The organism is Janthinobacterium sp. LPB2021202312-11-4, assembly GCF_037049705.1.
Taxonomy (GTDB): Bacteria; Pseudomonadota; Gammaproteobacteria; order Pseudomonadales; family Pseudomonadaceae; genus Aquipseudomonas.
On the sequence record NZ_JBAGKV010000011.1, the window covers coordinates 145580 to 168823 of the forward strand.

Sequence of the window (23244 nt, forward strand, 5' to 3'; positions counted from 1 at the left end):
GCCGGCACTAATTCCCGGCGAGCCACCCACATCCCGGCACTTTCATACAATCAGGCGTCGTGCCTGGGCGGCGAGGGTGAGTAGCAGCGTGATGAGTTTCATTGGGGGCATCCTTGTGCGTGCTGGCCAAGGTTGGAGTATGCCCCAAGCGTTTCGAATGGCCGACACCGCCAAGATCGCAGCCTTCGGCAGCTCCTACCGTTGGAATGCGATCCTCCGTAGAAGCTGCCGAAGGCTGCGATCTTTTAACGGTATCAGGCCGGCACTAATTCCCGGCGAACCACCCGCATCCCGGCACTTTCATACAAACAGGCGTCGGGCCTGGGCGGTGAGGGTGAGTAGCAGAAGGGGCATCCTTGTGCGTGTTGGCCAGGGTTGGAGTATGCCCCAAGCGTTCCGAATGGCCGACACCGCCAAGATCGCAGCCTTCGGCAGCTCCTACCGTTGGAATGCGATCCTCCGTAGGAGCTGCCGAAGGCTGCGATCTTTTAACGGTATCAGGCCGGCACTAATTCCCGGCGAACCACCCACATCCCGTCACTTTCATACAATCAGGCGTCGGGCCTGGGTGGTGAGGGTGAGTAGCAGAAGGGGCATCCTTGTGCGTTTCGGCCAGGGTTGGAGTATGCCCCAAGCGTTTCGAATGGCCGACACCGCCAAGATCGCAGCCTTCGGCAGCTCCTACCGTTGGAATGCGATCTTCCGTAGGAGCTGCCGAAGGCTGCGATCTTTTAACGGTATCAGGCCGGCACTAATTCCCGGCGAACCACCCGCATCCCGGCGTTTTCATACAATCGCTGCGCCCGAAGGTTGTCCTCCAGCACTTTCAAATCGACAAAGCCTTCGCGGCGCTGCTGAAACACTTTGAAAGCATGTAGCAGCAACGCATGACCGAGTCCCAGGCGCTGGGCGCGAGGATGCACCACCAGATTCTTGATGTAGGCGCTGGTCCAGCACTGACAAACGCCGACGACACCTTGGTCATCTAGGGCGATGAAACACAGGCTCGGATCGTATTCCGGATCGGTCTCAAAACGCCGCTGCCAGACGTCGAGCGCCGGCACGCGACCGCCGCCTTCGCGATAACCGAGCGCCATCAACTGATGCACGGCTTCGGCGAGTTCGGGGCGGTATTGGCTCAGTTCAACGCCGCTGGGCCAGGCGATGGCTGGCACCGCCTCGGTGAGGTCGCGGCGCATTAAAAAGCAAAAGTCCTCGGCCAACTCAGTGTCCCTGTTCGGCGACAGCCTTGGCGGCTTCGATCAGGCATTTGGTCAGTTCTGGCGAAGAGAACTTGGTCAGCACCGCGTTGGCCCCGGCCAGACGGGCCTTTTCGCTGTTCATCGCGCTGTCCAGCGAGGTGTGCAGCAGCACGTAGAGGTGCGAGAAGTCCGGGGTTTCGCGCAGGGTGCGGGTGAAGGCGTAGCCGTCCATTTCCGACATTTCGATGTCCGAGACGATCAGGTTGATCTGCTGGGCGGTGCCTTGCAGGTCCAGCAGGCAGTCGATGGCTTCCTTGGCGCTGCGGGCGGTGTGGCATTGCAGGCCGAGGTTGCGCAGGGTGTGCACCGATTGTTGCAGCGCGGTCTGGCTGTCGTCGACCACCAGAATCCGCGCGTTACCGAGGACTTCGGCGTCTTCCATGCTCAGTTCGGTCGGGGCGGTTTCGATCTGCGCCGGGGCGATGCCGTGGATGACTTTTTCGATGTCCAGCACTTGCACCAGCACGCCATCGACCGAGGTCACGCCAGTGATGTACGAACGCACGCCGCCAGAGCCGAAGGGTGGCGGGCGGATGTCGGTGGTCAGGCAGTGGACGATCTTGCTCACCGCTTGAACGTGCAGGCCCTGTTTGGAGCGGCTGACGTCGGTGACGATCAGGCAGCCGCCGTTCGGGTCTTCCAGCGGTCGCTCGCCAATGGCGCGGCTCAGGTCGATCACCGACAACGACGCGCCGCGCAGGGTGGCGATGCCTTTGACGTGTGGATGCGACTCCGGCAGCTTGGTCAGCGGCGGGCAAGGGATGATTTCACTGACTTTCAGCAGGTTGATCGCCATCAGCTTGCCGCTGCGCAAGGTAAACAGAAGAAGCGAAAGTGAATCTGCGCGGGCTTTGGTGGTGGACATAAAAACCTTCTTTGGAGAAAGGTGATGGGCGAGTGGAACATCGCCAAAAGCTATTGATGCCGGGTTATCGACTTGATGGGAGCAGGCTTTAGCAGCAATAGATGTGGGGTGGATCAAAAGATCGCGGTCTTCGGCAGCTCCTACAGGGAAATGTGATCGGCGCAGGAGCTGCCGAAGGCTGCGATCTTTGGTTATTTCATCCCCAATCTCTTGGCCATGCGCCCCAGGTTCGCTCGATCCAAGCCTAGCTCACGGGCCGCGCTCGCCCAATTGTTGTGGTGGCGTTCCAGACAAGCGTTGATCAATTGCCGCTGATACTCCTCGGTCGCCGCGCGCAAGTCACCCGAGACCAACGTCACCGGGCTGACGGCCGGTTGCTCGGCAGGCCGTTCGACGGTGCCGTGGGGCAAGTCGAGGTCCGCTGCGCTCAGGCTGAGAATCTTCGGCCGTTCCTTGCAGTTGCCCAGGGCTTTCAACGCGCTGCGGCCGATCAAGTGCTCCAGTTCCCGCACATTTCCCGGCCACGGATACGCGAGCAGCGCCGCTTGGGCATCGCTGTTCAGGCGCAGGCTGTTGAGGCCCATGCGCGAGCGGTTCTGTTCGAGAAAGAAGCCGCTGAGCAGCAACACATCCCGCCCGCGATCCCGCAGCGCCGGCACCAGCAGCGGGTACACGCTCAGGCGATGATAGAAGTCGGCGCGGTAGCGGCCGCTGCGCACTTCTTCGGCGAGGTCGCGGTTGGTCGCCGCGATCAGCCGCACATCGACCTGATGTTCCTTGTCCGAGCCCAGCCGCTGCAATTGGCCGCTTTGCAGCACCCGCAAGAGTTTGGCCTGCACGGTGAGGGACAACTCGCCGACTTCATCGAGGAATAACGTACCGCCATTGGCCAGTTCGAACTTGCCGCGCCGGTCATTCAGCGCCCCGGTGAACGCGCCGCGCACGTGGCCGAACAGCTCGCTCTCGACCAGCGTGTCCGGCAGAGCCGCGCAGTTGAGGCTGATGATCGGTTTGTCGGCACGCGGGGACGCGGCGTGGATCGCCTGGGCCACCAGTTCCTTGCCGACCCCGGTTTCCCCGGTGATCAGCACGGTCAGGTCGCTGCCGCCCACCAGATTGATTTCTTCCACCAGGTGTTTGTGGGTCTTGCTCTGGCCGATCATCTCGCGGTTCTGCTGGCCGCTGGCCTGACGGTAGACCTCGGCGCGCTGGTGTTCGTCTTCGGCGCGATTGGCCAGCCGTTCGATGCGCTCGGCGGCGTTGACGGTGGCGGCGGCGAGGCTGGCGAACGCTTGCAAGGCGTCCAGTTCGATGGGCTCGAAGCGCTCCGGGTCCAGGGCATCGAGGGTCAGCAGGCCCCACGGGCGTTCATCGATAAACAGCGGGCAGCCCATGCAGTCATGGACTTCCAGATGTTCGTCGAGGCCATCGACCAAGCCGTCATAGGGGTCGGGCAAATCGCTGTCGGCGGCGAAACGGGTTGGGCCGGGGCTGCTGAGCAACGCTTCGAAACGCGGGTGTTCGCTGACTTTGAAACGTCGGCCCAGGGTGTCGGTGCTCAAGCCGTCCACCGCCAGCGGCACCAGCCAATCGCCATCAAGGCGCAGCAGGGCGGCGGCGTCGCAGGGCAGCAGGGCGCGCATGGCTTCGAGCAGGCGTCGATAACGCTCGCCTTCGGGCAGTTCGCGGGACAGGTCGGAGACCAGGGGCAGCAGGGCGGTGAGCAGGGATTTTGCAGTCATAGTGACTCCATGTAGTCGGCAGGACTATAAAGCACTGTGTGTCGATATGACTACGAACAGTTCAAGTTACTGATTTTTAAGGTTTTAAATCTTGGCATGGAAACTGATAAGTAAAGGGTATTCACATAAAAGCTCAGGAGTCGCCCTAATGCTTAGCGTTCAAGACCGTGCCATCGTCAAATCCACCGTGCCGCTGCTGGAAAGCGGTGGCGAAGCGCTGATCACTCACTTCTACCGCATGATGCTCTCCGAATACCCGGAAGTCCGCCCACTGTTCAACCAGGCCCACCAGGCCAGCGGCGATCAGCCCCGTGCCCTGGCCAACGGCGTGCTGATGTATGCGCGGCACATCGACCAACTCGACCAGTTGGGCGATCTGGTGGCGAAGATCATCAATAAACACGTGGCCCTGCAAATCCTCCCGGAACACTACCCGATTGTCGGTACCTGTCTGCTGCGGGCGATTGCCGAAGTGCTGGGCGAAGAAATCGCCACGCCTGAAGTCATCGCGGCATGGGGCGCGGCTTACGGTCAATTGGCCGATATTCTGATCGGTGCCGAAACCAGCATCTACGATCAGAAAGAGCAGGCACCGGGCGGCTGGCGCGGGGCGCGGGAGTTCATCGTTGCCGGCAAGGTCGAGGAAAGTGCGGAAATCATCTCGTTCTACTTCGAACCGGCCGACAAAGGTCCGATCCTCGCCGCTGAGCCGGGCCAGTACATCGGCATGAAACTGATCCTCGACGGTGAAGAGATTCGTCGTAACTATTCACTGTCGTCGCTGACTTCCCAATCGGACAACGGCCAGTACCGCATCAGCGTCAAACGCGAAACCGGCGGCCGGGCCTCCAACCATTTGCACGATCAACTACATGTCGGCGCGAGCATCCAGCTGTTTCCGCCCTCGGGCGAGTTCACCCTGACCGCCAGCGACAAACCGCTGGTGTTGATCAGCGGCGGTGTGGGCATTACCCCGACCCTGGCGATGCTCGAAGCGGCGCTGGCGACCGAGCGGCCGGTCCACTTTATTCACTGTGCCCGTAACGGCAGCGTGCATGCGTTCCGTGACTGGATCGACGGGTTGGCCGCGCGTCATCCGCAGCTCAAGCGCTTCTATTGCTACGCCGAAGACGATGGCGTGAGCCCGGCGGCGGACAAGGTCGGGTTGTTGAGTCAGGAACAACTGGGCGCGTGGTTGCCGCAGCAGCGCGACCTGGACGCTTACTTCCTCGGGCCGAAGGGCTTTATGGCGGCGATCAAGCGTCACCTCAAAGCGCTGGGCGTGCCGGAGAAGCAGAGCCGTTATGAGTTTTTTGGGCCGGCTTCTGCGCTTGAGTAAGTCGATGTGATGGGGTGAACCCGCAAAGATCGCAGCCTGCGGCAGCTCCTACAGGGATCGCATATACCCGTAGGAGCTGCCGCAGGCTGCGATCTTTTGATCTTGTTGTTCAAAACTTAATCCCTTCTTAACCGGCCTATCGTCTATTCCCCGACATCTACCGGCGCGCACCTGGCTCTCAACCGTCACGGTCTGCGTGTAGACTTCCGGCAATCGATATCTAGAAGGGAAACGCGATGAGTGACGAAACAATGCGGCTGGGCCGTGAGCGGCGCTTTCTGGTTTTGCTGGGCATCATCTGCCTGGCGCTGATCGGTGGGGCGCTGTACATGCAGGTGGTTCTGGAAGAGGCGCCGTGCCCGCTGTGTATCCTGCAGCGCTATGCCTTGTTACTGATCGCGCTCTTCGCCTTTATCGGCGCGGCCATGCGCACCCGCCGCAGCATTACGGTGTTTGAGGTGCTGGTGGTGATCAGCGCACTCGGTGGCGTCGCAGCGGCCGGGCATCACGTTTATACCCAGTTCTACCCGGCGGTCAGCTGCGGCATTGATGTGCTGCAACCGATTGTCGATGGCTTGCCGCTGGCGAAGATTTTCCCGCTGGTGTTCCAGGTCGACGGCTTCTGCTCCACGCCGTATCCGCCGATCCTCGGCCTGTCGCTGGCGCAGTGGGCGCTGGTGGCGTTTGTGCTGGTGGTGGTGCTGGTGCCGTTACTGGTGTCGCGTAACCGCAAGGCAATCCGCTAACCCGTCGCGTTAAAAAAGCGCCCCGGTTCTCGTAAAGAGGACCGGGGCGTTTTGCGTTTCAGGGCTCTGGCAAAAGACCTTGATTGAAAACAAGGAGAGGGGTGTGACGTGTGCGACATGTTGTCACAGCTCGAGTGTCGCAAGGCATTACAAGCGCTCGAATTGGTGCATAGCTAAGCAATGAAACGAGCGGCTCGGGGCGTCCGTCCATTCAAGCGCTGTCACGGGTAAACAGGCAGTTTTAACAGGCCCCGGCGAACCGCTGGAACCCTGCCATGTCGGGGGTTTGGCAGGGGTGGGGGAAGGCAAAGCGCCATGAAGGCTGTCTGAACTGCGGGTGGTAGCCCCACAAATTTTGGTGTTTTTGTTGAGAATTAATTTCGATACCATGCTGAACTTTTGCAAAATCCGTTAATGATTGTTGCTGGAACGGATAAAAATTATTTCGAGATGAGACATGGTTTATACAACGCTACGTATCTACAATCGCCCGCACTGAATTCCCGGCACTGCTCTCGTCTGAGCAGAATAGGGCGTCGAGAAGCCTAGCGGCTTTATGCGACCCCCAGGTGTCGGTGCCTTTCCGACTATCCGCACCAAATGGAATTGGTCTGTAACAAGGCCTTTGACCACGAATTCGAATAAGAACTCACCGCTAGCCCAGGATTTGTCGAACAGCGTCTGACGCGCGACGGGCAGCCCTTATTCAATCCAAGAAAAATGCCAACCCTTGGCAGGGTGAAGTGTTGGCGATCAAAACCCAACTGCATTGCGCAAGCTGCTTTAGAGGTCGTGAGATGAGTAAAAACAGGTACCCCAGACTACTAGGCTTATTGCCGCTGCTCGGCACGTTGCTGCTGTCAGGCTGCAACATGACCTTGCTCGACCCCAAGGGCCAGGTGGGCCTGGATGAGCGAAACCTGATCATCACCGCAACGCTGCTGATGCTGTTGGTCGTTGTGCCGGTCATCGTCATGACGTTCCTGTTCGCCTGGAAATATCGCGCTTCCAACCAGGACGCGGTCTACGCGCCCAAGTGGTCGCACTCCACCAAGATCGAAATCGCGGTGTGGGCTGTTCCGGTCCTGATCATCATTGCCCTGGGTTACGTGACCTATAAGTCGACCCACGCACTGGACCCGTACCGTCCGCTGGATTCCGACGTCAAGCCGATCACCGTTGAAGTGGTCGCCATGGACTGGAAATGGCTGTTCATCTACCCGGAACAAGGCATCGCCACCGTTAACAAACTGGTGTTCCCGGCTAACACGCCAATCAACTTCAAAGTGACCTCCGACACCGTGATGAACTCGTTCTTCATCCCGGGCCTGGGCGGCCAGATCTACGCGATGGCGGGCATGCAGACCAAGCTGCACCTGATTGCCAACCAGAACGCTGAATTCGACGGTATCTCGGCCAACTACAGCGGCGCGGGTTTCACCGGCATGAAGTTCAAAGCTATCGCCACTTCCCAGGCGGATTTCGATGCCTGGGTCAGTGATGTCAAGAAGGCACCTAAACAGCTGGAAAAAGCTGAATACGAAGCCCTTTCCAAACCAAGCCAGAACAACCCAGTCGAACTCTACGCCTCGTTCACGCCAAACCTGTTCCAGATCATCCTCGACAAGTACGAAGGCATGAAACCGGGCAAGCCAATGCACCACGAAGGTAAAGAGCACGAAATGGCCGCCATGGAAGGGATGGACATGAGTTCGCATTCAGCTGCCGGGGCAGAGGAGTAAACGATGTTTGGTAAATTAAGTTGGGAAGCGATCCCGTTCCACGAGCCGATTGTGATGATTACCATCGCCATGATCGCGCTCGGCGGTCTGGCGGTATTCGGGTTGATCACTTACTTCAAGAAGTGGACCTACCTGTGGACTGAGTGGCTGACGTCGGTCGACCACAAGAAAATCGGCGTGATGTACATCATCGTCGCCATGGTCATGCTGCTGCGCGGTTTTGCCGACGCCATCATGATGCGTTCCCAGTTGGCCATGGCCACCGAGGGTTCGCCTGGCTACCTGCCGCCTGAACACTATGACCAGATCTTCACCGCTCACGGTGTGATCATGATCATCTTCATGGCGATGCCATTCTTCACCGGCCTGATGAACCTTGCAGTGCCGCTGCAGATCGGCGCGCGTGACGTTGCCTATCCATTCCTGAACTCCTTGAGCTTCTGGCTGCTGGTTTCCGGCGTCGTGCTGGTGAACGTGTCCCTGGGTGTCGGCGAATTCGCCCGTACCGGTTGGGTTGCGTATCCGCCGCTGTCGGAACTGGGCTACAGCCCGGGCGTTGGTGTTGACTACTACATCTGGGCATTACAACTGTCCGGGCTCGGGACGACATTGACGGGGGTCAACTTCCTGGCCACCGTGCTGAAAATGCGTACTCCGGGCATGAAGATGATGGACATGCCGATCTTCACCTGGACCTGCACCTGGGCCAACGTGCTGATCGTGGCATCGTTCCCGATTCTGACCGCTACCCTGGCACTGCTGACGCTTGACCGTTACATGGATTTCCACATTTTCACCAATGAACTTGGTGGCAATCCAATGATGTACGTCAACCTGTTCTGGGCCTGGGGTCACCCCGAGGTTTACATCCTGATTCTGCCGGCGTTCGGGGTCTTCTCCGAAGTCATCTCGACCTTCTCCGGCAAGCGTCTGTTCGGCCACCACTCGATGATCTACGCCTCGGGCGCGATCTCGATCCTGGGCTTCATGGTCTGGCTGCACCACTTCTTCACCATGGGGTCGGGGGCCAGCGTCAACGCCTTCTTCGGCCTGGCGACGATGCTGATTTCGATTCCGACGGGGGTGAAGCTATTCAACTGGCTGTTCACCATCTATCGCGGTCGTCTGCAGTTCACCAGCCAGGTGCTCTGGACCCTGGGCTTCATGGTGACCTTCGCCATCGGCGGCATGACCGGCGTACTGCTGGCCATCCCGGGTGCTGACTTCGTGTTGCACAACAGCCTGTTCGTGATCGCTCACTTCCACAACGTGATCATCGGCGGCGCGGTATTCGGCTACATCGCCGGTTTCGCTTTCTTCTTTCCTAAAGCGTTCGGCTTCAAGCTGCACGAAGGTTGGGGCAAGGCAGCGTTCTGGTTCTGGATCTCGGGCTTCTTCGTCGCGTTCATGCCGCTCTATGCACTGGGCTTCATGGGCATGACCCGTCGTCTGAACGCCACTACCAACCCTGAGTGGGTGCCTTACCTGCATGTTGCAATGTTCGGCGCGGTCATGATCGCCGTCGGTATTGCCTGCCAGTTGATCCAGCTGTACGTCAGTGTGCGTGACCGCAAGAAGCCGGAAAACATGTGCGAACACGGCGACCCGTGGAATGCCCATACCCTGGAATGGTCGACCTCCTCGCCACCGCCGTTCTACAACTTCGCGGTACTGCCAAAAGCACCAGGCATCGACCCGTTCACCGAAGCCAAGGAAAACGGTACGGCGTACCAGACTCCGGTCAAGTACGAGCCGATCCACATGCCAAACAACACCGCGACCGGCCTGGTCATGGGTGCTCTGTTGACCGTGTTCGGTTTCGCGATGATCTGGCACATCTGGTGGATGGCCATCTTCGGCCTCGCTGGCACCGTGATCTACTTCGTGATCCATGCTGCCCGTGATGACCAGGGCTATATGGTGCCGGTCGACGTGATCGAGCGCATCGAAGCCGAGCAGCACAAGCGTCTGGTAGCAGCCGGGAAAGTCCCTGCTGGTGCCACCCGTGTTGAAACCTCGTTGGAACAGGCTTAAACCATGTCGAACTTAGTGACCAATGCTGGACACACCCATGTCGATGAACATGGGCACGATGACCATCACCACGACTCGGGCGAGATGACCGTATTCGGTTTCTGGCTCTACCTGATGACCGACTGCATTTTGTTTGCGTCGATCTTCGCGGTGTACGCGGTACTGGTTAACAACGTAGCGGGTGGCCCGTCGGGCCACGACATCTTCGAGCTGCCGTACGTGCTGGGCGAAACCGCCTGCCTGTTGCTCAGCTCGATCACCTACGGCTTCGCCATGCTGGCGTTGTTCAAGGGCAACAAGAAAGCGGTGCTGGGCTGGTTGGCCATCACGTTCCTGTTCGGCCTGGGCTTCATCGGCATGGAGATCAACGAGTTCCACAAGCTGATCTCCGAAGGCTTCGGCCCTAGCCGCAGCGGCTTCCTGTCCGGGTTCTTCACCCTGGTCGGCACCCACGGTCTGCACGTGACCAGCGGTCTGATCTGGATGGCGATCATGATGTATCAGGTCAACAAGCACGGCCTGACGTCGACCAACAAGACCCGCCTGAGCTGCCTGAGCCTGTTCTGGCACTTCCTGGACGTGGTCTGGATCTGCGTATTCACCGTTGTTTACCTGATGGGGACCCTGTAATGGCTAATGCACATTCCCACGATAGCCACGACGCCGGCCACGGCAGCGTAAAGTCTTACGCCATCGGCTTCATCCTGTCGGTGATCCTGACGATCATTCCGTTCGGCCTGGTGATGTACCCATCGCTGCCGAAAGTCTGGACGCTGTGGATCGTACTGGCCTTCGCCGTGATCCAGGTGCTGGTTCACCTGGTGTACTTCCTCCACCTGGACCGCTCCGCCGCCCAGCGTAACAACGTGATTGCGTTTGTCTTCGCTGCGATGGTGATCGTCCTGCTGGTTGGCTTGTCGCTGTGGATCATGTTCAGCATCCACACCGTCATGATGGCGCACTGAGGAAAGTCCGGATGTCCTTTAAGCACTTTATCCAAATCACCAAACCGGGGATCATTTTCGGTAACGTGCTTTCTGTGGCGGGCGGATTTTTCCTGGCCTCGAAAGGGCATGTCGATCTGGCCATCTTCCTGGCCGCCATGATCGGCACGTCCCTGGTGGTGGCTTCCGGTTGCGTGTTCAACAACTGCATCGACCGCGACATCGACCTGAAGATGGAACGTACCAAGAACCGGGTGCTGGTCCAGGGCTTGATCTCCCTGAAACTGGCCCTGATCTACGCGACCGTCCTGGGCATTGCCGGCGTTGCACTGTTGTACAAGGTGGCTAACCCGTTGGCTGCGCTGTTTGCGGTGATCGGTTTCGTCATCTACGTCGGCTTCTACAGCCTGTACCTCAAGCGCAAGTCGGTTCACGGCACGCTGGTGGGCAGTCTGTCGGGGGCGATGCCGCCGGTGATCGGCTACGTCGCCGTGACCAACAGTTTCGACATGGCCGCGCTGACCCTGCTGGTGATGTTCAGCCTGTGGCAGATGCCGCATTCCTACGCCATCGCGATCTTCCGCTTCAACGATTACCTGGCCGCATCGATTCCGGTGCTGCCCGTGAAGCGCGGGATCGAAGTCGCCAAGAAGCACATCCTGCTCTACATCCTGGCGTTCCTGGTCGCGACCCTGATGCTGACCTTCAGCGGCTACGCCGGCATGAGCTACCTCGCCGTCGCCGCCGCCATGGGTATGTACTGGTTGTACATGGCCTGGACCGGCTACAAGGCAGTGGATGACACGGTCTGGGCACGCAAGCTGTTCGTGTTCTCGATCTTCACCATTACCGCGTTGAGCGTGATGATGTCGCTGGACTTCAAAGTGCCGAGTGAGCTGTTGCTGACTTATGCGCCTTAAGGTTTAGCCGCTGTACGAAAAACCCCGCTTTCGAGAGAAATGCGGGGTTTTTTATTGAGGTTTTTCTGAAGGATTGAGTTGTCCCATTCGCGAGCAAGCCCGCTCCACTGTGGGAGCGGGCTTGCTCGCGAATGCTGCGATGAGGTGCATCAGGAAAACTCAGCGGTCGAGCAACCGAAAGAACCGCTCACGCACCTGCGGATGATCGCTGTGCGCCACATTGAAACGCAGGTGCTGGCTCGCATCGGGGGCTTTGCTGAGTAAGGTCCCAGGGGCCAGAACGAGGTCATTCTCAAGTCCTTTTTTCGCCAGGGTTTCGGCGTGCAGCCCCTCCGGCAAGCGGGTCCAGATAAACAACCCTTCGCCGGGCAGGGAAGACACCGAGCAACCCGCCTCGATCAGCCAGCGTGATACCCGACTGCTCGATTCATAAAGCCGATCCACCGTGCGCCGCGTGTGTTTGGCGTAGCTGCCGTTGCTGAGCATTGCGCACGTAATCTGCTCCGCCAATTCCGAGGTCACGCCGCCGCAAGCCATTTTCAGGGTGGTCAGCCGGGCCGCCAGTGGCGGTGACAGCACTGCATAGCTGACACGGCTGTTGGCGGTCAGAGTCTTGGAGAATCCGGAAACGTAGCTGACGTTGTCCAACCCGCTCGCGGCCAGACGCGGGGTGCGCCGCTGTTGAAGGTCGCCGTACAAATCGTCTTCCAGAATATGAAAGCCGTAGCGATGGCTCAGCTCCAGCAACCGGTACGCCTGCGCCGGGGAGAACGAATGCCCGGTCGGGTTATGCAGCGTGCTGTTGGTCATATACAGCACCGGTTTGTGGGCAATCACCTGTTGTTCGAACGCGTCCAGGTCCATGCCGTCGCACTGGCGGGCAATGGTGACGACCTTGGCGCCATGCAGCGCCAGGTTGGCGTGCATGTTGAAGTAGCAGGGGTCGTCGAGCAGTACGGTGTCGCCGGGTTTGATCAGCAGGCGCATCAGCAGGTCGATGGCCTGCATGGTGTTGCCGGTGGTGATGATTTGCTCCACCGGTACCTCGATACCGAAACCGGACAGTTTGACCCGCAACGCCTCGCGCAGCGGCAGGTAACCGCCGGCCACGCCGTACTCCCCCATGCGCAGGGCCGTGGCGCGCAGGGTGCTGCGCACGGCTTTGAGCAGCTCTTCGGCGGGCAGCCACGAGGAAGGTAAAAAGCCGCAGCCGGGACGCAGGGCGCCGTTGTCCAGCAGCAATGCGCGGCGAACGACGCTGAGGGTGTCCTGGGGTTGCAGGTCCGGGCCGGCGTCGGTCGCGATTGCGAAGCTGGCGCGGTGCACGTAATGCCCCGATCCCTGGCGTGACACCACCAGCCCCTTGGCCCGCAAGTGGTCGAGGGCCTCCACGACCGTGGACTTGCCCACCTTCAATAGTTCGGAGAGTTCGCGAATCGGCGGCAGTTTGGCACCGTGGGGCAAGCTGCCGTGGTCGATGGCGAAGGACAGTTGATCGACAATCTGCTGCACCAGCGGCACGCCCGGCTGAAACTCGATGGCGGCGATCACCGCGCGTTGAGCCTGCATTTTACTGGTCTCCCTGGCAGTAAAGTTCGCTGGATTCTATACGAACTTGCCCTGATCAAGACAAGCGTCTGTGCCTACCATCAACGGCGTTTTTTGCACGATTGATCAAGAAGGTTCAGCACAATGATTAAGCCAACCACCCGCGACGAACGCTTCATCGAACTGGCCAAAGAGCTCGGTTTTGATATCTACGACGAAAACGCGGCCGGTGGGCATTACGCGCCGCTACTTCGACATGGCGACGAGCTGTATGTCAGTGGCCTGGTGCCGCGAATGAACGGCAAGATCCATTACCCCGGACGAGTGGGGCTGGAGCTCAACCTGGCGGATGCTCAAGCGGCCGCCAGCATCAGCGCCGTACGTGCATTGGCGCTGATCCTGGATGCGGTCGGGTCGCTGGACAACGTCAAGTCACTGGTTCGCATCACTGTGTACGTGAAATCCACCTTTGATTTTGTTGATCTCAGTGAAGTGGCCAACGGCGCGTCGGATGTCTTCACGCAGGTACTGGGCGAGGCGGGCAAACACACTCGAACCACGGTTGGTGTGTATCAACTGCCGAAAAATGCGCCGATTGAAGTGGACCTCATCGCCGCCCTGCATCCCTCTGCGCAGTAAAACATCGCGTATTAAAAAGCCCCGCTTTCGACAGAACGCGGGGCTTTTTCATTCAAATGCGCAGTGAACAGAAGCCTTGGGCTAATCTGTCGAAAGTTGGGATGAATAATGGATGTATGAAGAGGTGGGGTGGAGGGGAATGACTGACCACATGACGTGCGATGAACGCTTTATCGCCCTGGCAACGGAGCTCGGTTATGACATTTACGGCGAAAGTACCGTCGGCTGGCATTTCGAACCGTTGGTTCGGCATAACAACGAACTGTATGTCAGTGGTCTGGTGCCGCTTATACATGGCAAGGTTCAGTTCCCCGGCAGAGTTGGTCTTGAACTGACCCTGGCCGATGCCCAGGTCGCCGCCAGCATCAGTGCGATGCGCGGTCTGGCCTTGATTGTCGACACCATCGGTTCGCTGGATAAAATCAAGTCGCTGCTGCGTGTCACGATTTACGTGAAGTCCACGGCGGACTTCGTTGACCTGGGCGAAGTGGCCAACGGCGCGTCGGATGTCTTCCGGCATGTGTTGGGCGACGCCGGGAAACATACGCGAACGACCATCGGGGTTTATCAACTGCCAAAAAACGCGGCGGTTGAACTGGATATGATCGTGGCGTTGCGTCCTCCGGCGTTGTGACCTCCCAGGCATAAAAAAGCCCCGCACTGAGCTTCAGGCGGGGCTTTTTGTTTTTGCAGCAGCGGCCCGGGGTGTTACTGGGCGGCGATGCTGTACCCATCGAACGCGGTTTGCTGTTGCAGCGCGGTGATGATGTTCTTGCGGTTGACCGCTTGTTCGGTCCCGGCGTTGTCGAGGAAGGTTTCGCTTTCCAGCTCCGCTTCGTCGCCTTCACCCACGAAGGTGAAACCGAGGAATTCCAGGGCCTCGCGGTCAACGTTCAGGCGCGAGCGCGGCGTGCGCAACGGCAGGGTGACGTTCACGCCATCCTTGCTGATGGTGAACACTTCGACTTCTTTCTTGGCCCGGGCGGTTTTGCTCTTGCCGCTGCTTGGGTTGCTGATGGCTTGATGGGTCTGGTTCAGCACTTTCAGCGCCAGGCCGTAGACGATTTCCTGGAACGCCGGGTCGTCCTTGAAGCTGGATAGAATACGGCTGATCGGGAACTTGCTGCTCAGGTCTTCGAGGGCGGCAATGTCGGACGCCTCGGCATCCTTGAGTTGCTTGAGTTCGCCCATCAGTTCGTAGGCTTTGTCGTCGTCGAAGCTGTCGTGAGCCTGGCGAATCGCGGTGCGCAGTTCGCGGATCTGGTCGCTTTCGCGGGTGGACTGGAAAGCGTCCAGGACCATCTCGCTGATGGTCTTGGCCTGGGGCACGTGCTGTGAAAGATTGATGGAGTTTTCGTATTCCGCTTTGGACGACAAGGTGACTACGGATTCAGCGGTGTTGGAATCGGACATTGAAATTTCACTACTTCTATAACTTGAGTTGAGGCGAGAAAGCACAGGGCCTTTTCTGGGGGCCTAATCTATTGGACCCGCGCTGTGTTGTCACGGCCCAACAGGCGAGCGGGCAATAATCCGGGTACGCCAGTCACCCCGTAGGAGCTGCCGAAGGCTGCGATCTGTTGATCTTCAGCACCTTCAGCATTGCCCAAGATCAAGATCAAAAGATCGCAGCCTTCGGCAGCTCCTACGTGGCTGTCATTGGCTTCAGGGATTGGAACACTCGCGCTAGCGCTCGATTATTTTCCCGGCGTATTCAGGTTCATCGAGCGAACCACCCCTTGTTCCGCCGTTTGCTCGTCCACCGGCAGCGTGAAGCGGAACGTCGCGCCACGTCCCGGCACATCGATCAACTGGATGTCGCGGCCGTGCAATTGCAGGATTCGATGCACGATCCGCAACCCCAGCCCACCGTCGCGGCGTGCGCCGCCAATGTTGAACGGCCGCAGGAACAGCCCTTCGCGCAATTCGGCGGCGATGCCGGGGCCGGTGTCGCTGATTGTCACTTCGACGAACGCGCCTTGGGGCCGCAGGCTGAGTTCGATTTCACCGCCCTGGGGCGTATGACGCAGGGCGTTGTCGAACAGGTTGGTCAGCACTCGCTCGATCAACCCGAGGTCGGCGCACGCGGCGGACACGTTGGGCGCAAACGTTGCCTTGAGCTCCACCTGACGCGCTTCGGCGGTGAGTTCGAACTTCTGGAAGATGTCCTGCACCAGGTCGGTCATGGAAAACCGTTCCAGTATCGGTTGCACAAAACCGTGTTCCAGCCGCACCAGTTCCAGCAACGATTGCGCAAGGCCACCGACCTTGCGGCTTTGATCCAGGGCGATGCCCAGGTAGCGGCGGCGGTCGGCGGGGGACAGCGTGGCATCCTTGAGCGACAGGGTTTCCAGGTAACCGTGCAGCGAGGCCAGCGGCGTGCGCAGGTCGTGGGAGATGTTCGCTACCAGTTCGCGGCGCTCCTGATCCTGGCGGGTCAGCGAGCGCCATTGCTCGCTGAGGCGGGTTTGCATCTGCCGGAACGCGGCGTCGAGGATGGCAATCTCATCGTGACTTGCGACTTTTTCGACCGGGCCTGCGGTGGCTGGCGAGACGGGGACGCCATCAATGTCGAACTGGCTGACGGTTTCGGTCAGGCGGCGCAACGGCCGGGTGATCAGGGCAAACGCGGTAAGACCGGCAATCAGGCACAGCAGCGCCACCAGACCGATGGACAGCAGCGCCGTATTGAGCGCGGCGCTGGTGGCACCGCGTTCGGCGAAACGGTCATGTTCTTCGCTGAGCAATACCACATACAAATAGCCAGCGGGTTTGCCGTCGACTTGCAACGGCGCGGCACTGAAGACTTTGCGGCCATCGACGCTGCGCGGGTCGTCGCCAAGGATCGGCAAGGCATCCCCCTTGAGCAGTCGCTGAATCGGTAGCAGATCGACTTGCTCGCGGCGTATCCGCCCTTCAGGCGCGGCGCTGCCGACAATCCGTCCCTGGGTGTTCAGCAGGTAAACCTCGACGCTCGGGTTGACCAGCATCAGTTGGCTGAACAGATCGCGCACGGCATTGGGCATCAGGCCTTTGGCGTCCATCAGCACCGTGTCGTGGGCGATGTGCTGGGCCAGGTCCCGGGACAATCCCTGGACCACTTCCTGTTCATGCATCTGGTTGGAGCGCACCTGCATCCATGCCGAGGTGCCGCAGCACACCAACAGCAACACGGCAAACACCAGGGACAGGCGCTGGGTCAGGGTCAATCTCATGGCTGGTCCTCGAGTGCCGCGAATTTGTAACCACGCCCCCACACCGTGAGGATGCGCACCGGTTGCGCCGGATCGGTCTCGATCTTGGCCCGCAGGCGATTGATGTGGGTGTTGACGGTGTGCTCATAGCCTTCATGGCTGTAGCCCCACACGGCGTTGAGCAGGTCCATGCGCGAGAACACCTTGCCCGGCTGGCGGGCGAAGAAATACAACAGGTCGAACTCCCGTGGCGTGAGGTCCAGGCGTCGTCCGTCGAGGGACACTTCCCGGGTGATCGGGTCGATGGACAGGCCATCGATGATCAGGCTGCCGGCGTCCATCTTCAGGTTGCGGGCCATGGCGTCGACCCGTCGCAGCAGCGCTTTGACCCGCGCCACCAGCTCCAGCATCGAGAACGGTTTGGCCAGGTAGTCGTCGGCACCGAGCTCCAGGCCAAGGATGCGGTGCAACTCGCTGGAGCGTGCGCTGGTGATGATGATCGGTGTGTAGCGGGCCATGGCGCGGGCGCGGCGGCAGATTTCCAGGCCATCGACGCCGGGCAGCATCAGGTCGAGGACCAGTGCGTCCCAGCTTCCTTGCTGCAACAGGCGCATGCCTTCGTCCCCGTCGGCGCAATGCACCACCTCGAACTGCTCATCGCGAAGATGCAGGCAGATAAGGTCGGCGATATGCAAATCGTCCTCGACCACCAGGACGCGTTTTGTCTGTTCCATGAAGCTCAATCCTTTGCAGCGAATGGGCACATTGTGCGGGTTTTCCGGCGGGGGAGTTATCACGAATTGTTTAACTTCCCGTGAGGATTCGGCGATCAACCCAAGCCTAGGCTGTGTTCCATGACAGGCACCTGGAATTTTGGAGACGGCCATGTTTTCACGCAGACAATTTCTCTTAACAAGCGGCGGGCTGGGGGCTGCAGCCCTGGTGATCGGTGTATTGCCAAAATTTGCGGCCACCTCGGCGCTGGTCAGTGAGGCCAGCGCTGCCGACGCTTTCGAGGTGACGCACACCGACAGCGAATGGCGCGCCCTGCTCAGCGCCGAGCAGTACGCCATCCTGCGCAAGGAAGGCACCGAGCGGGCCTATACCAGCCCGCTGAATGACGAGCACCGCGCCGGAACGTTCGAATGTGCCGGGTGTGATCTGCCGCTGTTTTCATCCGAGACCAAGTTCGACAGCCGCACCGGTTGGCCGAGTTTCTGGCAGCCGCTGGACAACGCCGTGGCCACCCGCCAGGACCGTTCATTTGGCGTATTGCGCGAAGAAGTTCATTGCCGGCACTGTGGTGGGCATCTGGGCCATGTCTTCGACGACGGGCCGAAACCGACGGGCCTACGTTACTGCATGAATGGCCTGGCCATGACCTTCACCCCAAAAACAGCGTGATCCGCCGATATTTCCTTTCTCTCACTTGATGCAGGTAGACGCCATGTGGCTTCTGATTCTTTCTTATCTCGGTGGTGTGCTGACGATTGTCAGCCCCTGCATTCTGCCGGTATTGCCGTTTGTCTTCGCGCGCACCGGGCAGCCCTTTATGAAAAGTGGTTTGCCGCTATTGGCGGGGATGGCCATGACCTTTGCGCTCGTCGCCTCGCTGGCGGCGGTGGGCGGCGGTTGGGTGGTACAGCTCAATCAGTACGGCCGCTGGCTTGCATTGGTGTTTGTGGCGCTGTTCGGCCTGACACTGTTGCTGCCACGGCTGGCTGACCGTTTGACCCGGCCGCTGGTGGCGGCTGGCAGTCGATTGTCGGAAGTGGCGGGGGCCGACGCCCGGCCGCGTCCCGGTGCTTCGTTTCTGATCGGTGTGGCCACGGGCCTGCTATGGGCGCCCTGCGCCGGGCCGATTCTGGGGCTGGTGCTGACCGGTGCGGCGCTGCAAGGCGCAAGCATCGGCACCACGTTGCTGTTGCTGGCCTATGCCGCCGGTGCGGCAACTTCCCTGGCCGTGGCGCTGTTGCTCGGCGGTAAGGTGTTCGCCGCGATGAAGCGCTCGATCGGCGCTGGCGAATGGGTTCGGCGCGGACTTGGCGCGATGATGCTGGCAGGTGTGGCCGCCATCGCTCTGGGGCTGGATACCGGGATTCTGGCTCGGTTTTCGACAGCGTCCACTGGCGGTATCGAACAGGCTTTGGTCGGGCGTCTTGCCGGTAAATCACCGATTAACCGCGAGGCGATTCCGGTTACGGACGGCGTCATGCCAGTGGCAGACAAAGCCCCCGGCACGCTCCCGATTGAAGGCAACCTTCCACCGCTGGACGGCGCCGTGCAATGGCTCAACTCGCCACCCCTCACCGCCGAAGCGTTGAAAGGCAAGGTTGTGCTGGTGGATTTCTGGACCTACTCCTGCATCAACTGTCTGCGCACCTTGCCGTATGTGAAGGCCTGGGCCGAGAAGTACCGTGATCAGGGCCTGGTGGTGATCGGCGTGCATGCGCCGGAGTTTGCTTTCGAACGCAATGTCGGCAACGTCACCAAAGCCATGAAGGACCTGGGGATCAACTACCCGGTGGCCATCGATAACGATTTCAAGATCTGGCGTGCGTTCAACAACGAGTACTGGCCGGCGCATTACTTTGCCGACGCTCAGGGGCGCATCCGCTATCACCACTTTGGCGAAGGCGAATACGCCGAGTCAGAGCGCGTGATTCAGCAATTGCTGAAGGAGGCCGGGGCGAAGCAGGTCGCGGACGGTCTGATCAATGCCAGTGCCGAGGGTGTGCAACTCGCCCCGGACATGAAGGAAGTCCAGTCGCCGGAAACCTACGTCGGCTATCAGCGTGCGGAGAACTTCGTCCCGGAAAAAAGTCTCGCGGCGGACAAGGTTGCTACGTACAGCCCACCGGCCCAACTGGCCCTGAACAACTGGAGCCTGGGCGGGCAATGGAAGGTCGGTTCGGAGCGTGCCACTGCAAGCGCCCCGGCCAGCCGTATCGTCTACCGCTTTCATGCGCGTGATCTGCATCTGGTGCTGGGCCCTGGCACTGACGGCAAACCCGTGCGCTTCAAAGTGCTGATCGACGGCAAGGCCCCGGCCGAGGCCCACGGTACCGACGTGGCCCCCGACGGCAGCGGCAGCGTCACCGAACAACGGTTGTATCAGTTGGTGCGCCAGTCCGGCGATGTCACGGATCGCACCTTCAGCATCGAATTTCTCGATCCGGGCGTCTCGGCCTATGCCTTCACGTTTGGTTGATAGCGATCTCATTTTCCAAGGAGTCAGCCCCATGAAAACCTTATTCACCTGGCGCCGTACCTTGCTTGCTCTGGCGGCGGCCAGCGTCATTGGCCAATGCTCGGCGTTCTCTTTCGGTGCCGAAGACGCTGTGGTTATCGCGCCTCCCGCGCTCGACGAAACCACCCAGGCTCACAGCGAGACCGCCGTTTTTGCCGGTGGTTGTTTCTGGGGCGTCCAAGGGGTGTTCCAGCACGTCAAAGGGGTGAAAAAAGCCGTTTCCGGTTATGCCGGCGGCGCGGCCAACACCGCTCAATACGAACGGGTCAGCGATGGTGATACCGGTCATGCCGAGTCCGTCGAAGTCACCTTCGACCCGACTCAAGTCACCTACGGCACCCTGCTGCAAATCTACTTCTCGGTGGCCCACAACCCCACCGAGCTCAACCGCCAGGGGCCTGATAGCGGCACCCAGTATCGCTCGGCGATTTTCCCGGAAAACGCAGAACAGCAACGCGTCGCCCAGGCCTACATCACTCAGCTCGATGCCGCGCATTCGTTCAGCAAACCCATCGTCACCAAACTGGAAACCTACAACGGTTTCTACCCGGCCGAGGACTACCACCAGGACTTCCTCACCGAACACCCGACGTACCCGTACATCGTGATCAACGACATGCCGAAGGTGGCACAGTTGAAGCAGTTGTATCCGGACAAGTATCAGGAGAAAGCCGTGTTGGTGAAGGCAGGCTCGTAAACCTCAGGCAGGCGCAAAACCACTGTGGGAGCGGGCATGCTCGCGAAGACGGCATATCAGTCACATGCGCATTGACTGACACTCCGCGTTCGCGAGCAAGCCCACGTTTATTCGCGACGCGGACGCGCCATGGCAATGGTCGATACTTCAAAACCCAGGCCGGCGAAAAACTCCGAAGCACCTTCCCGACCCGCACACAAAACCTGCGTGATGTCAGAACTCTCCCCCAGCACGGATCTCCAGGGCAGCACTCATCCTGAAATCACGTTCTTGCCCATCACTTTCGACCGATACAGGGCCTGATCGGCCCGAGCCAACAGCCCGGTCTGTTGTTCTTCGTCAAAGCGCTGGACCACGCCAAAACTCAAGGTCACTTGAAAGTCCCCCACGGGCAGCAAAATCGTCAGTTCATGGCGGATTTTTTCCGCGACTGAACGAGCATCGGCCAGCGCCGTGTTGGGCAGGATCAGGATGAACTCGTCACCGCCCCAACGGGCCAGTAAATCGCCGTCACGCACGTGATGTTTCAGGCACTCAACCACCTGCACCAGCGCCGCATCGCCCAAGGCATGGCCGTAGTGATCGTTGATGATCTTGAAGTCATCGATGTCCATGGCGATCAGCGAAAGCGGTTGGCGAAAGCGCTGGGCGCGCTCGCATTCCTGGGGCAGAGCCTTTTCCAGGCGATAGCGGTTGGCGACCGAGGTCAAGGCATCGGTTTGCGCCAGTTTGCGGTTTTCTTCGAGTTGGATTTGCAGTTGCTGATTGACCCGGGACAGCTCGCGGGTGCGTTCTTCAACCAGCGCTTCGAGGGAGTGATTGCGCCGTTCCAGTTCTTCAAACAGACGCTTTTTGTCCTCGATGCTGCGGTGCGCCCCGACCATCCGCGCCACCGAGCCATCGGCATTGCGGGCCAGGATATAACCACGGTCTTCGATCCAGGTGTAACTGCCATCCTGCATACGGCAGCGATATTCGGCCTGATAGCCAGGCGCGCGTTGATTCAGGTAGTCATCGAACAGCGCCATGACCCGGGAATAATCGTCGGGGTGCATGACGGTTTCCCAGGTCAGCACGGTGTTGTCCAGGGAGTGCGGCGCATAGCCGAGCATTTCGTACCACCCGGGGTTGCGATAGACGAACCCGGTATTGGCGTTCCAGTCCCAGATACCGTCGCTGACCAGTTCCAGAATGGTGTGCAGCATGTCTTCGTTGAAGTCCGAGAGATTGAACTTCAACGACTCGATATTCGATGCGTCGCCCATCACCGCTCTCCCTGCCGCCCTTATATCGACGTAACTTGCCCGTCGAGCAGATTAGTCCATGGCGTATTGGTGCGGCTAGTGCTTGCCCCACATCTGCATGGCGAAGTCGACGAAGCTGCGCAATTTCGGCAAACGGTAGCGATCCTGGGCGTAGACCAGGTGCATTGGCCGAGTGGGCAGTTGGTAATCCTGCATCAGGGCCACCAGTTTGCCGTCCTTCAGGTCTTGCTCCACCAACGCGTCGGGCACCATGACGATGCCCATGCCGGTTCGCGCCGCTTGGTGCAGGCCCGCCGAACTGTTGATCAGCATCGGCCCGCTGACCGCCACCAGCACCTCGCCTTCGGGGCCGGTCAGTCGCCACTGTTTTTCCACTGAATGCCAGTCATCGCCGGCCGGGTAGGCAAAGGCCAGGCAGTCGTGCTGTTGCAGATCTTCGGGTTTATGCGGTGTGCCCCGGCGCGCCAGGTATTCCTTGGAGGCGCACATCGTCAGGGTGTAATCGATGAGCGGGCGGGCAATCATGTTGGACGGCTCGATGGCGCCCAGGCGAATCGCCGCATCGAAGCCGTTTTCCAGCAGATCCGGACGTCCGTTGGTAAGCACCACGTCCAGTTTGACCTGCGGACAACGCAAGGCAAATTCGCTGAGGGCGGGCGCGAGCCGCTCAGTGCCAAAGGTCAGCGGCGCGGTGATGCGCAGCGTACCGCTCGGTTCGTCGAGGGTTTGTTCGGCCAGCCGTTCGGAGTCGGCCACCAGCCCCAGCACTTCGAGGCAGCGCTGGTAATACGCGGTGCCAAATTCCGTCAGGCGCTGGCGCCGGGTCGTGCGGTTAAGCAAGCGCACACCCAGGCGTTGCTCCAGCGCACGCAGGTGATTGCCGACCATGGTCGTGGACATTTCGCACTGCAACGCGGCGGCGGTCATGCTGCCGGTTTCCACCACACGCACGTAAACGGTCATTGCCTGGAATAAATCCATTATCAAGCCCAGCTTTTAAATGATTGAAGTATTGCAGCGTTTATCCAGCTCAGGTGGCTAACCATACTGCAAAAAC

21 protein-coding genes are annotated in these 23244 nt (G+C 59.8%); 12 read left to right on the forward strand and 9 right to left on the reverse strand.

The genetic code is table 11. The features are described from left to right. Positions 1-740: 740 nt before the first annotated feature. The 3 genes from V5E99_RS14340 to norR form a co-directional block, all read right to left on the reverse strand. Positions 741-1199 carry a GNAT family N-acetyltransferase gene (locus tag V5E99_RS14340; protein WP_499803002.1) on the reverse strand — a complete coding sequence of 153 codons (459 nt, stop codon included), beginning with the start codon at positions 1197-1199 and terminating at the stop codon, positions 741-743. 25 nt (positions 1200-1224) lie between these two features. Then, positions 1225-2127, reverse strand: coding sequence for a chemotaxis protein CheV (locus V5E99_RS14345; RefSeq protein ID WP_499803003.1), 903 nt, complete (start codon positions 2125-2127; stop codon positions 1225-1227). Positions 2128-2318: 191 nt separating this feature from the next. Further along, on the reverse strand, positions 2319-3869 hold the full coding sequence (gene norR, locus V5E99_RS14350; RefSeq protein ID WP_499803004.1) for a nitric oxide reductase transcriptional regulator NorR: 1551 nt from the start codon (positions 3867-3869) through the stop codon (positions 2319-2321). A gap of 148 nt (positions 3870-4017) precedes the next feature. On the opposite strand from norR, the gene hmpA reads away from it, so the two are divergent. The 7 genes from hmpA to cyoE all read left to right on the forward strand — a co-directional run bounded on the left by hmpA (position 4018) and on the right by cyoE (position 11594). After that, positions 4018-5208: an NO-inducible flavohemoprotein gene (gene hmpA / locus V5E99_RS14355; protein ID WP_499803005.1), complete on the forward strand. Its 1191-nt coding sequence runs from the start codon at positions 4018-4020 to the stop codon at positions 5206-5208. 236 nt (positions 5209-5444) lie between these two features. After that, positions 5445-5954 carry a disulfide bond formation protein B gene (locus V5E99_RS14360; protein ID WP_499803006.1) on the forward strand — a complete coding sequence of 170 codons (510 nt, stop codon included), beginning with the start codon at positions 5445-5447 and terminating at the stop codon, positions 5952-5954. 797 nt (positions 5955-6751) lie between these two features. Continuing rightward, on the forward strand, positions 6752-7696 hold the full coding sequence (cyoA, locus tag V5E99_RS14365; protein ID WP_499803007.1) for a ubiquinol oxidase subunit II: 945 nt from the start codon (positions 6752-6754) through the stop codon (positions 7694-7696). Positions 7697-7699: 3 nt separating this feature from the next. Further along, a complete protein-coding gene (gene cyoB / locus V5E99_RS14370) occupies positions 7700-9730 on the forward strand; it encodes a cytochrome o ubiquinol oxidase subunit I (RefSeq protein WP_499803008.1) in 2031 nt (676 codons plus the stop codon). Between the two features lie 3 nt (positions 9731-9733). Beyond that, a complete protein-coding gene (locus V5E99_RS14375; protein ID WP_054613570.1) occupies positions 9734-10360 on the forward strand; it encodes a cytochrome o ubiquinol oxidase subunit III in 627 nt (208 codons plus the stop codon). Next, positions 10360-10695, forward strand: coding sequence for a cytochrome o ubiquinol oxidase subunit IV (gene cyoD, locus V5E99_RS14380; RefSeq protein ID WP_054045505.1), 336 nt, complete (start codon positions 10360-10362; stop codon positions 10693-10695). Before V5E99_RS14375 ends, cyoD begins: the two co-directional genes overlap by 1 nt. An 11-nt stretch (positions 10696-10706) precedes the next feature. Continuing rightward, entirely contained in the window at positions 10707-11594 is an 888-nt protein-coding gene (gene cyoE, locus V5E99_RS14385; protein ID WP_499803009.1) for a heme o synthase, read from the forward strand. A 159-nt stretch (positions 11595-11753) separates the two neighbouring features. On the opposite strand, the gene V5E99_RS14390 is transcribed toward cyoE, so the two are convergent. Next, positions 11754-13163 (reverse strand): aminotransferase-like domain-containing protein, encoded by a 1410-nt coding sequence (locus tag V5E99_RS14390; RefSeq protein WP_499803010.1) that lies wholly within the window; start codon positions 13161-13163, stop codon positions 11754-11756. A gap of 123 nt (positions 13164-13286) precedes the next feature. Here V5E99_RS14390 and V5E99_RS14395 point away from each other — a divergent pair, with 123 nt between their 5' ends. Both V5E99_RS14395 and V5E99_RS14400 read left to right on the forward strand, forming a co-directional pair. Then, positions 13287-13781 (forward strand): RidA family protein, encoded by a 495-nt coding sequence (locus V5E99_RS14395; RefSeq protein ID WP_499803011.1) that lies wholly within the window; start codon positions 13287-13289, stop codon positions 13779-13781. 139 nt (positions 13782-13920) lie between these two features. After that, complete coding sequence (locus tag V5E99_RS14400; RefSeq protein WP_499803012.1) at positions 13921-14415, forward strand: RidA family protein; 495 nt, start codon at positions 13921-13923, stop codon at positions 14413-14415. A 74-nt stretch (positions 14416-14489) separates the two neighbouring features. Here the strand turns inward: V5E99_RS14400 and V5E99_RS14405 are convergent, their stop codons facing one another. The 3 genes from V5E99_RS14405 to V5E99_RS14415 all read right to left on the reverse strand — a co-directional run bounded on the left by V5E99_RS14405 (position 14490) and on the right by V5E99_RS14415 (position 17709). Next, on the reverse strand, positions 14490-15194 hold the full coding sequence (locus V5E99_RS14405; RefSeq protein ID WP_499803013.1) for a hypothetical protein: 705 nt from the start codon (positions 15192-15194) through the stop codon (positions 14490-14492). Between the two features lie 284 nt (positions 15195-15478). After that, on the reverse strand, positions 15479-16996 hold the full coding sequence (locus V5E99_RS14410) for a sensor histidine kinase (RefSeq protein WP_499803014.1): 1518 nt from the start codon (positions 16994-16996) through the stop codon (positions 15479-15481). After that, entirely contained in the window at positions 16993-17709 is a 717-nt protein-coding gene (locus tag V5E99_RS14415; RefSeq protein WP_499803015.1) for a response regulator transcription factor, read from the reverse strand. The genes V5E99_RS14410 and V5E99_RS14415 overlap by 4 nt, the downstream gene beginning before the upstream one ends. Positions 17710-17860: 151 nt before the next feature. Here V5E99_RS14415 and msrB point away from each other — a divergent pair, with 151 nt between their 5' ends. Genes msrB through msrA form a run of 3 tightly spaced genes read left to right on the forward strand, consistent with a single transcriptional unit; the run spans position 17861 to position 20922 of the window. Further along, positions 17861-18379 (forward strand): peptide-methionine (R)-S-oxide reductase MsrB, encoded by a 519-nt coding sequence (gene msrB / locus V5E99_RS14420; RefSeq protein ID WP_499803016.1) that lies wholly within the window; start codon positions 17861-17863, stop codon positions 18377-18379. A 43-nt stretch (positions 18380-18422) separates the two neighbouring features. Next, complete coding sequence (locus tag V5E99_RS14425) at positions 18423-20186, forward strand: cytochrome c biogenesis protein DipZ (RefSeq protein WP_499803017.1); 1764 nt, start codon at positions 18423-18425, stop codon at positions 20184-20186. 31 nt (positions 20187-20217) lie between these two features. After that, a complete protein-coding gene (gene msrA, locus V5E99_RS14430; RefSeq protein ID WP_499803018.1) occupies positions 20218-20922 on the forward strand; it encodes a peptide-methionine (S)-S-oxide reductase MsrA in 705 nt (234 codons plus the stop codon). A 251-nt stretch (positions 20923-21173) separates the two neighbouring features. On the opposite strand, the gene V5E99_RS14435 is transcribed toward msrA, so the two are convergent. Both V5E99_RS14435 and V5E99_RS14440 read right to left on the reverse strand, forming a co-directional pair. Beyond that, positions 21174-22187 (reverse strand): sensor domain-containing diguanylate cyclase, encoded by a 1014-nt coding sequence (locus tag V5E99_RS14435; RefSeq protein WP_499803019.1) that lies wholly within the window; start codon positions 22185-22187, stop codon positions 21174-21176. Positions 22188-22262: 75 nt separating this feature from the next. Beyond that, on the reverse strand, positions 22263-23150 hold the full coding sequence (locus V5E99_RS14440) for a LysR family transcriptional regulator (RefSeq protein WP_499803020.1): 888 nt from the start codon (positions 23148-23150) through the stop codon (positions 22263-22265). Between the last annotated feature and the right edge of the window lie 94 nt (positions 23151-23244).

Bases quoted from the DNA above. Each gene is read 5' to 3' on its own strand.
- V5E99_RS14340 (WP_499803002.1), bottom strand. From the start codon at position 1,199: ATGCGCCGCGACCTCACCGAGGCGGTGCCAGCCATCGCCTGGCCCAGC.
- V5E99_RS14345 (WP_499803003.1), bottom strand. From the start codon at position 2,127: ATGTCCACCACCAAAGCCCGCGCAGATTCACTTTCGCTTCTTCTGTTT.
- norR (WP_499803004.1), bottom strand. From the start codon at position 3,869: ATGACTGCAAAATCCCTGCTCACCGCCCTGCTGCCCCTGGTCTCCGAC.
- hmpA (WP_499803005.1), top strand. From the start codon at position 4,018: ATGCTTAGCGTTCAAGACCGTGCCATCGTCAAATCCACCGTGCCGCTG.
- V5E99_RS14360 (WP_499803006.1), top strand. From the start codon at position 5,445: ATGAGTGACGAAACAATGCGGCTGGGCCGTGAGCGGCGCTTTCTGGTT.
- cyoA (WP_499803007.1), top strand. From the start codon at position 6,752: ATGAGTAAAAACAGGTACCCCAGACTACTAGGCTTATTGCCGCTGCTC.
- cyoB (WP_499803008.1), top strand. From the start codon at position 7,700: ATGTTTGGTAAATTAAGTTGGGAAGCGATCCCGTTCCACGAGCCGATT.
- V5E99_RS14375 (WP_054613570.1), top strand. From the start codon at position 9,734: ATGTCGAACTTAGTGACCAATGCTGGACACACCCATGTCGATGAACAT.
- cyoD (WP_054045505.1), top strand. From the start codon at position 10,360: ATGGCTAATGCACATTCCCACGATAGCCACGACGCCGGCCACGGCAGC.
- cyoE (WP_499803009.1), top strand. From the start codon at position 10,707: ATGTCCTTTAAGCACTTTATCCAAATCACCAAACCGGGGATCATTTTC.
- V5E99_RS14390 (WP_499803010.1), bottom strand. From the start codon at position 13,163: ATGCAGGCTCAACGCGCGGTGATCGCCGCCATCGAGTTTCAGCCGGGC.
- V5E99_RS14395 (WP_499803011.1), top strand. From the start codon at position 13,287: ATGATTAAGCCAACCACCCGCGACGAACGCTTCATCGAACTGGCCAAA.
- V5E99_RS14400 (WP_499803012.1), top strand. From the start codon at position 13,921: ATGACTGACCACATGACGTGCGATGAACGCTTTATCGCCCTGGCAACG.
- V5E99_RS14405 (WP_499803013.1), bottom strand. From the start codon at position 15,194: ATGTCCGATTCCAACACCGCTGAATCCGTAGTCACCTTGTCGTCCAAA.
- V5E99_RS14410 (WP_499803014.1), bottom strand. From the start codon at position 16,996: ATGAGATTGACCCTGACCCAGCGCCTGTCCCTGGTGTTTGCCGTGTTG.
- V5E99_RS14415 (WP_499803015.1), bottom strand. From the start codon at position 17,709: ATGGAACAGACAAAACGCGTCCTGGTGGTCGAGGACGATTTGCATATC.
- msrB (WP_499803016.1), top strand. From the start codon at position 17,861: ATGTTTTCACGCAGACAATTTCTCTTAACAAGCGGCGGGCTGGGGGCT.
- V5E99_RS14425 (WP_499803017.1), top strand. From the start codon at position 18,423: ATGTGGCTTCTGATTCTTTCTTATCTCGGTGGTGTGCTGACGATTGTC.
- msrA (WP_499803018.1), top strand. From the start codon at position 20,218: ATGAAAACCTTATTCACCTGGCGCCGTACCTTGCTTGCTCTGGCGGCG.
- V5E99_RS14435 (WP_499803019.1), bottom strand. From the start codon at position 22,187: ATGGGCGACGCATCGAATATCGAGTCGTTGAAGTTCAATCTCTCGGAC.
- V5E99_RS14440 (WP_499803020.1), bottom strand. From the start codon at position 23,150: ATGACCGTTTACGTGCGTGTGGTGGAAACCGGCAGCATGACCGCCGCC.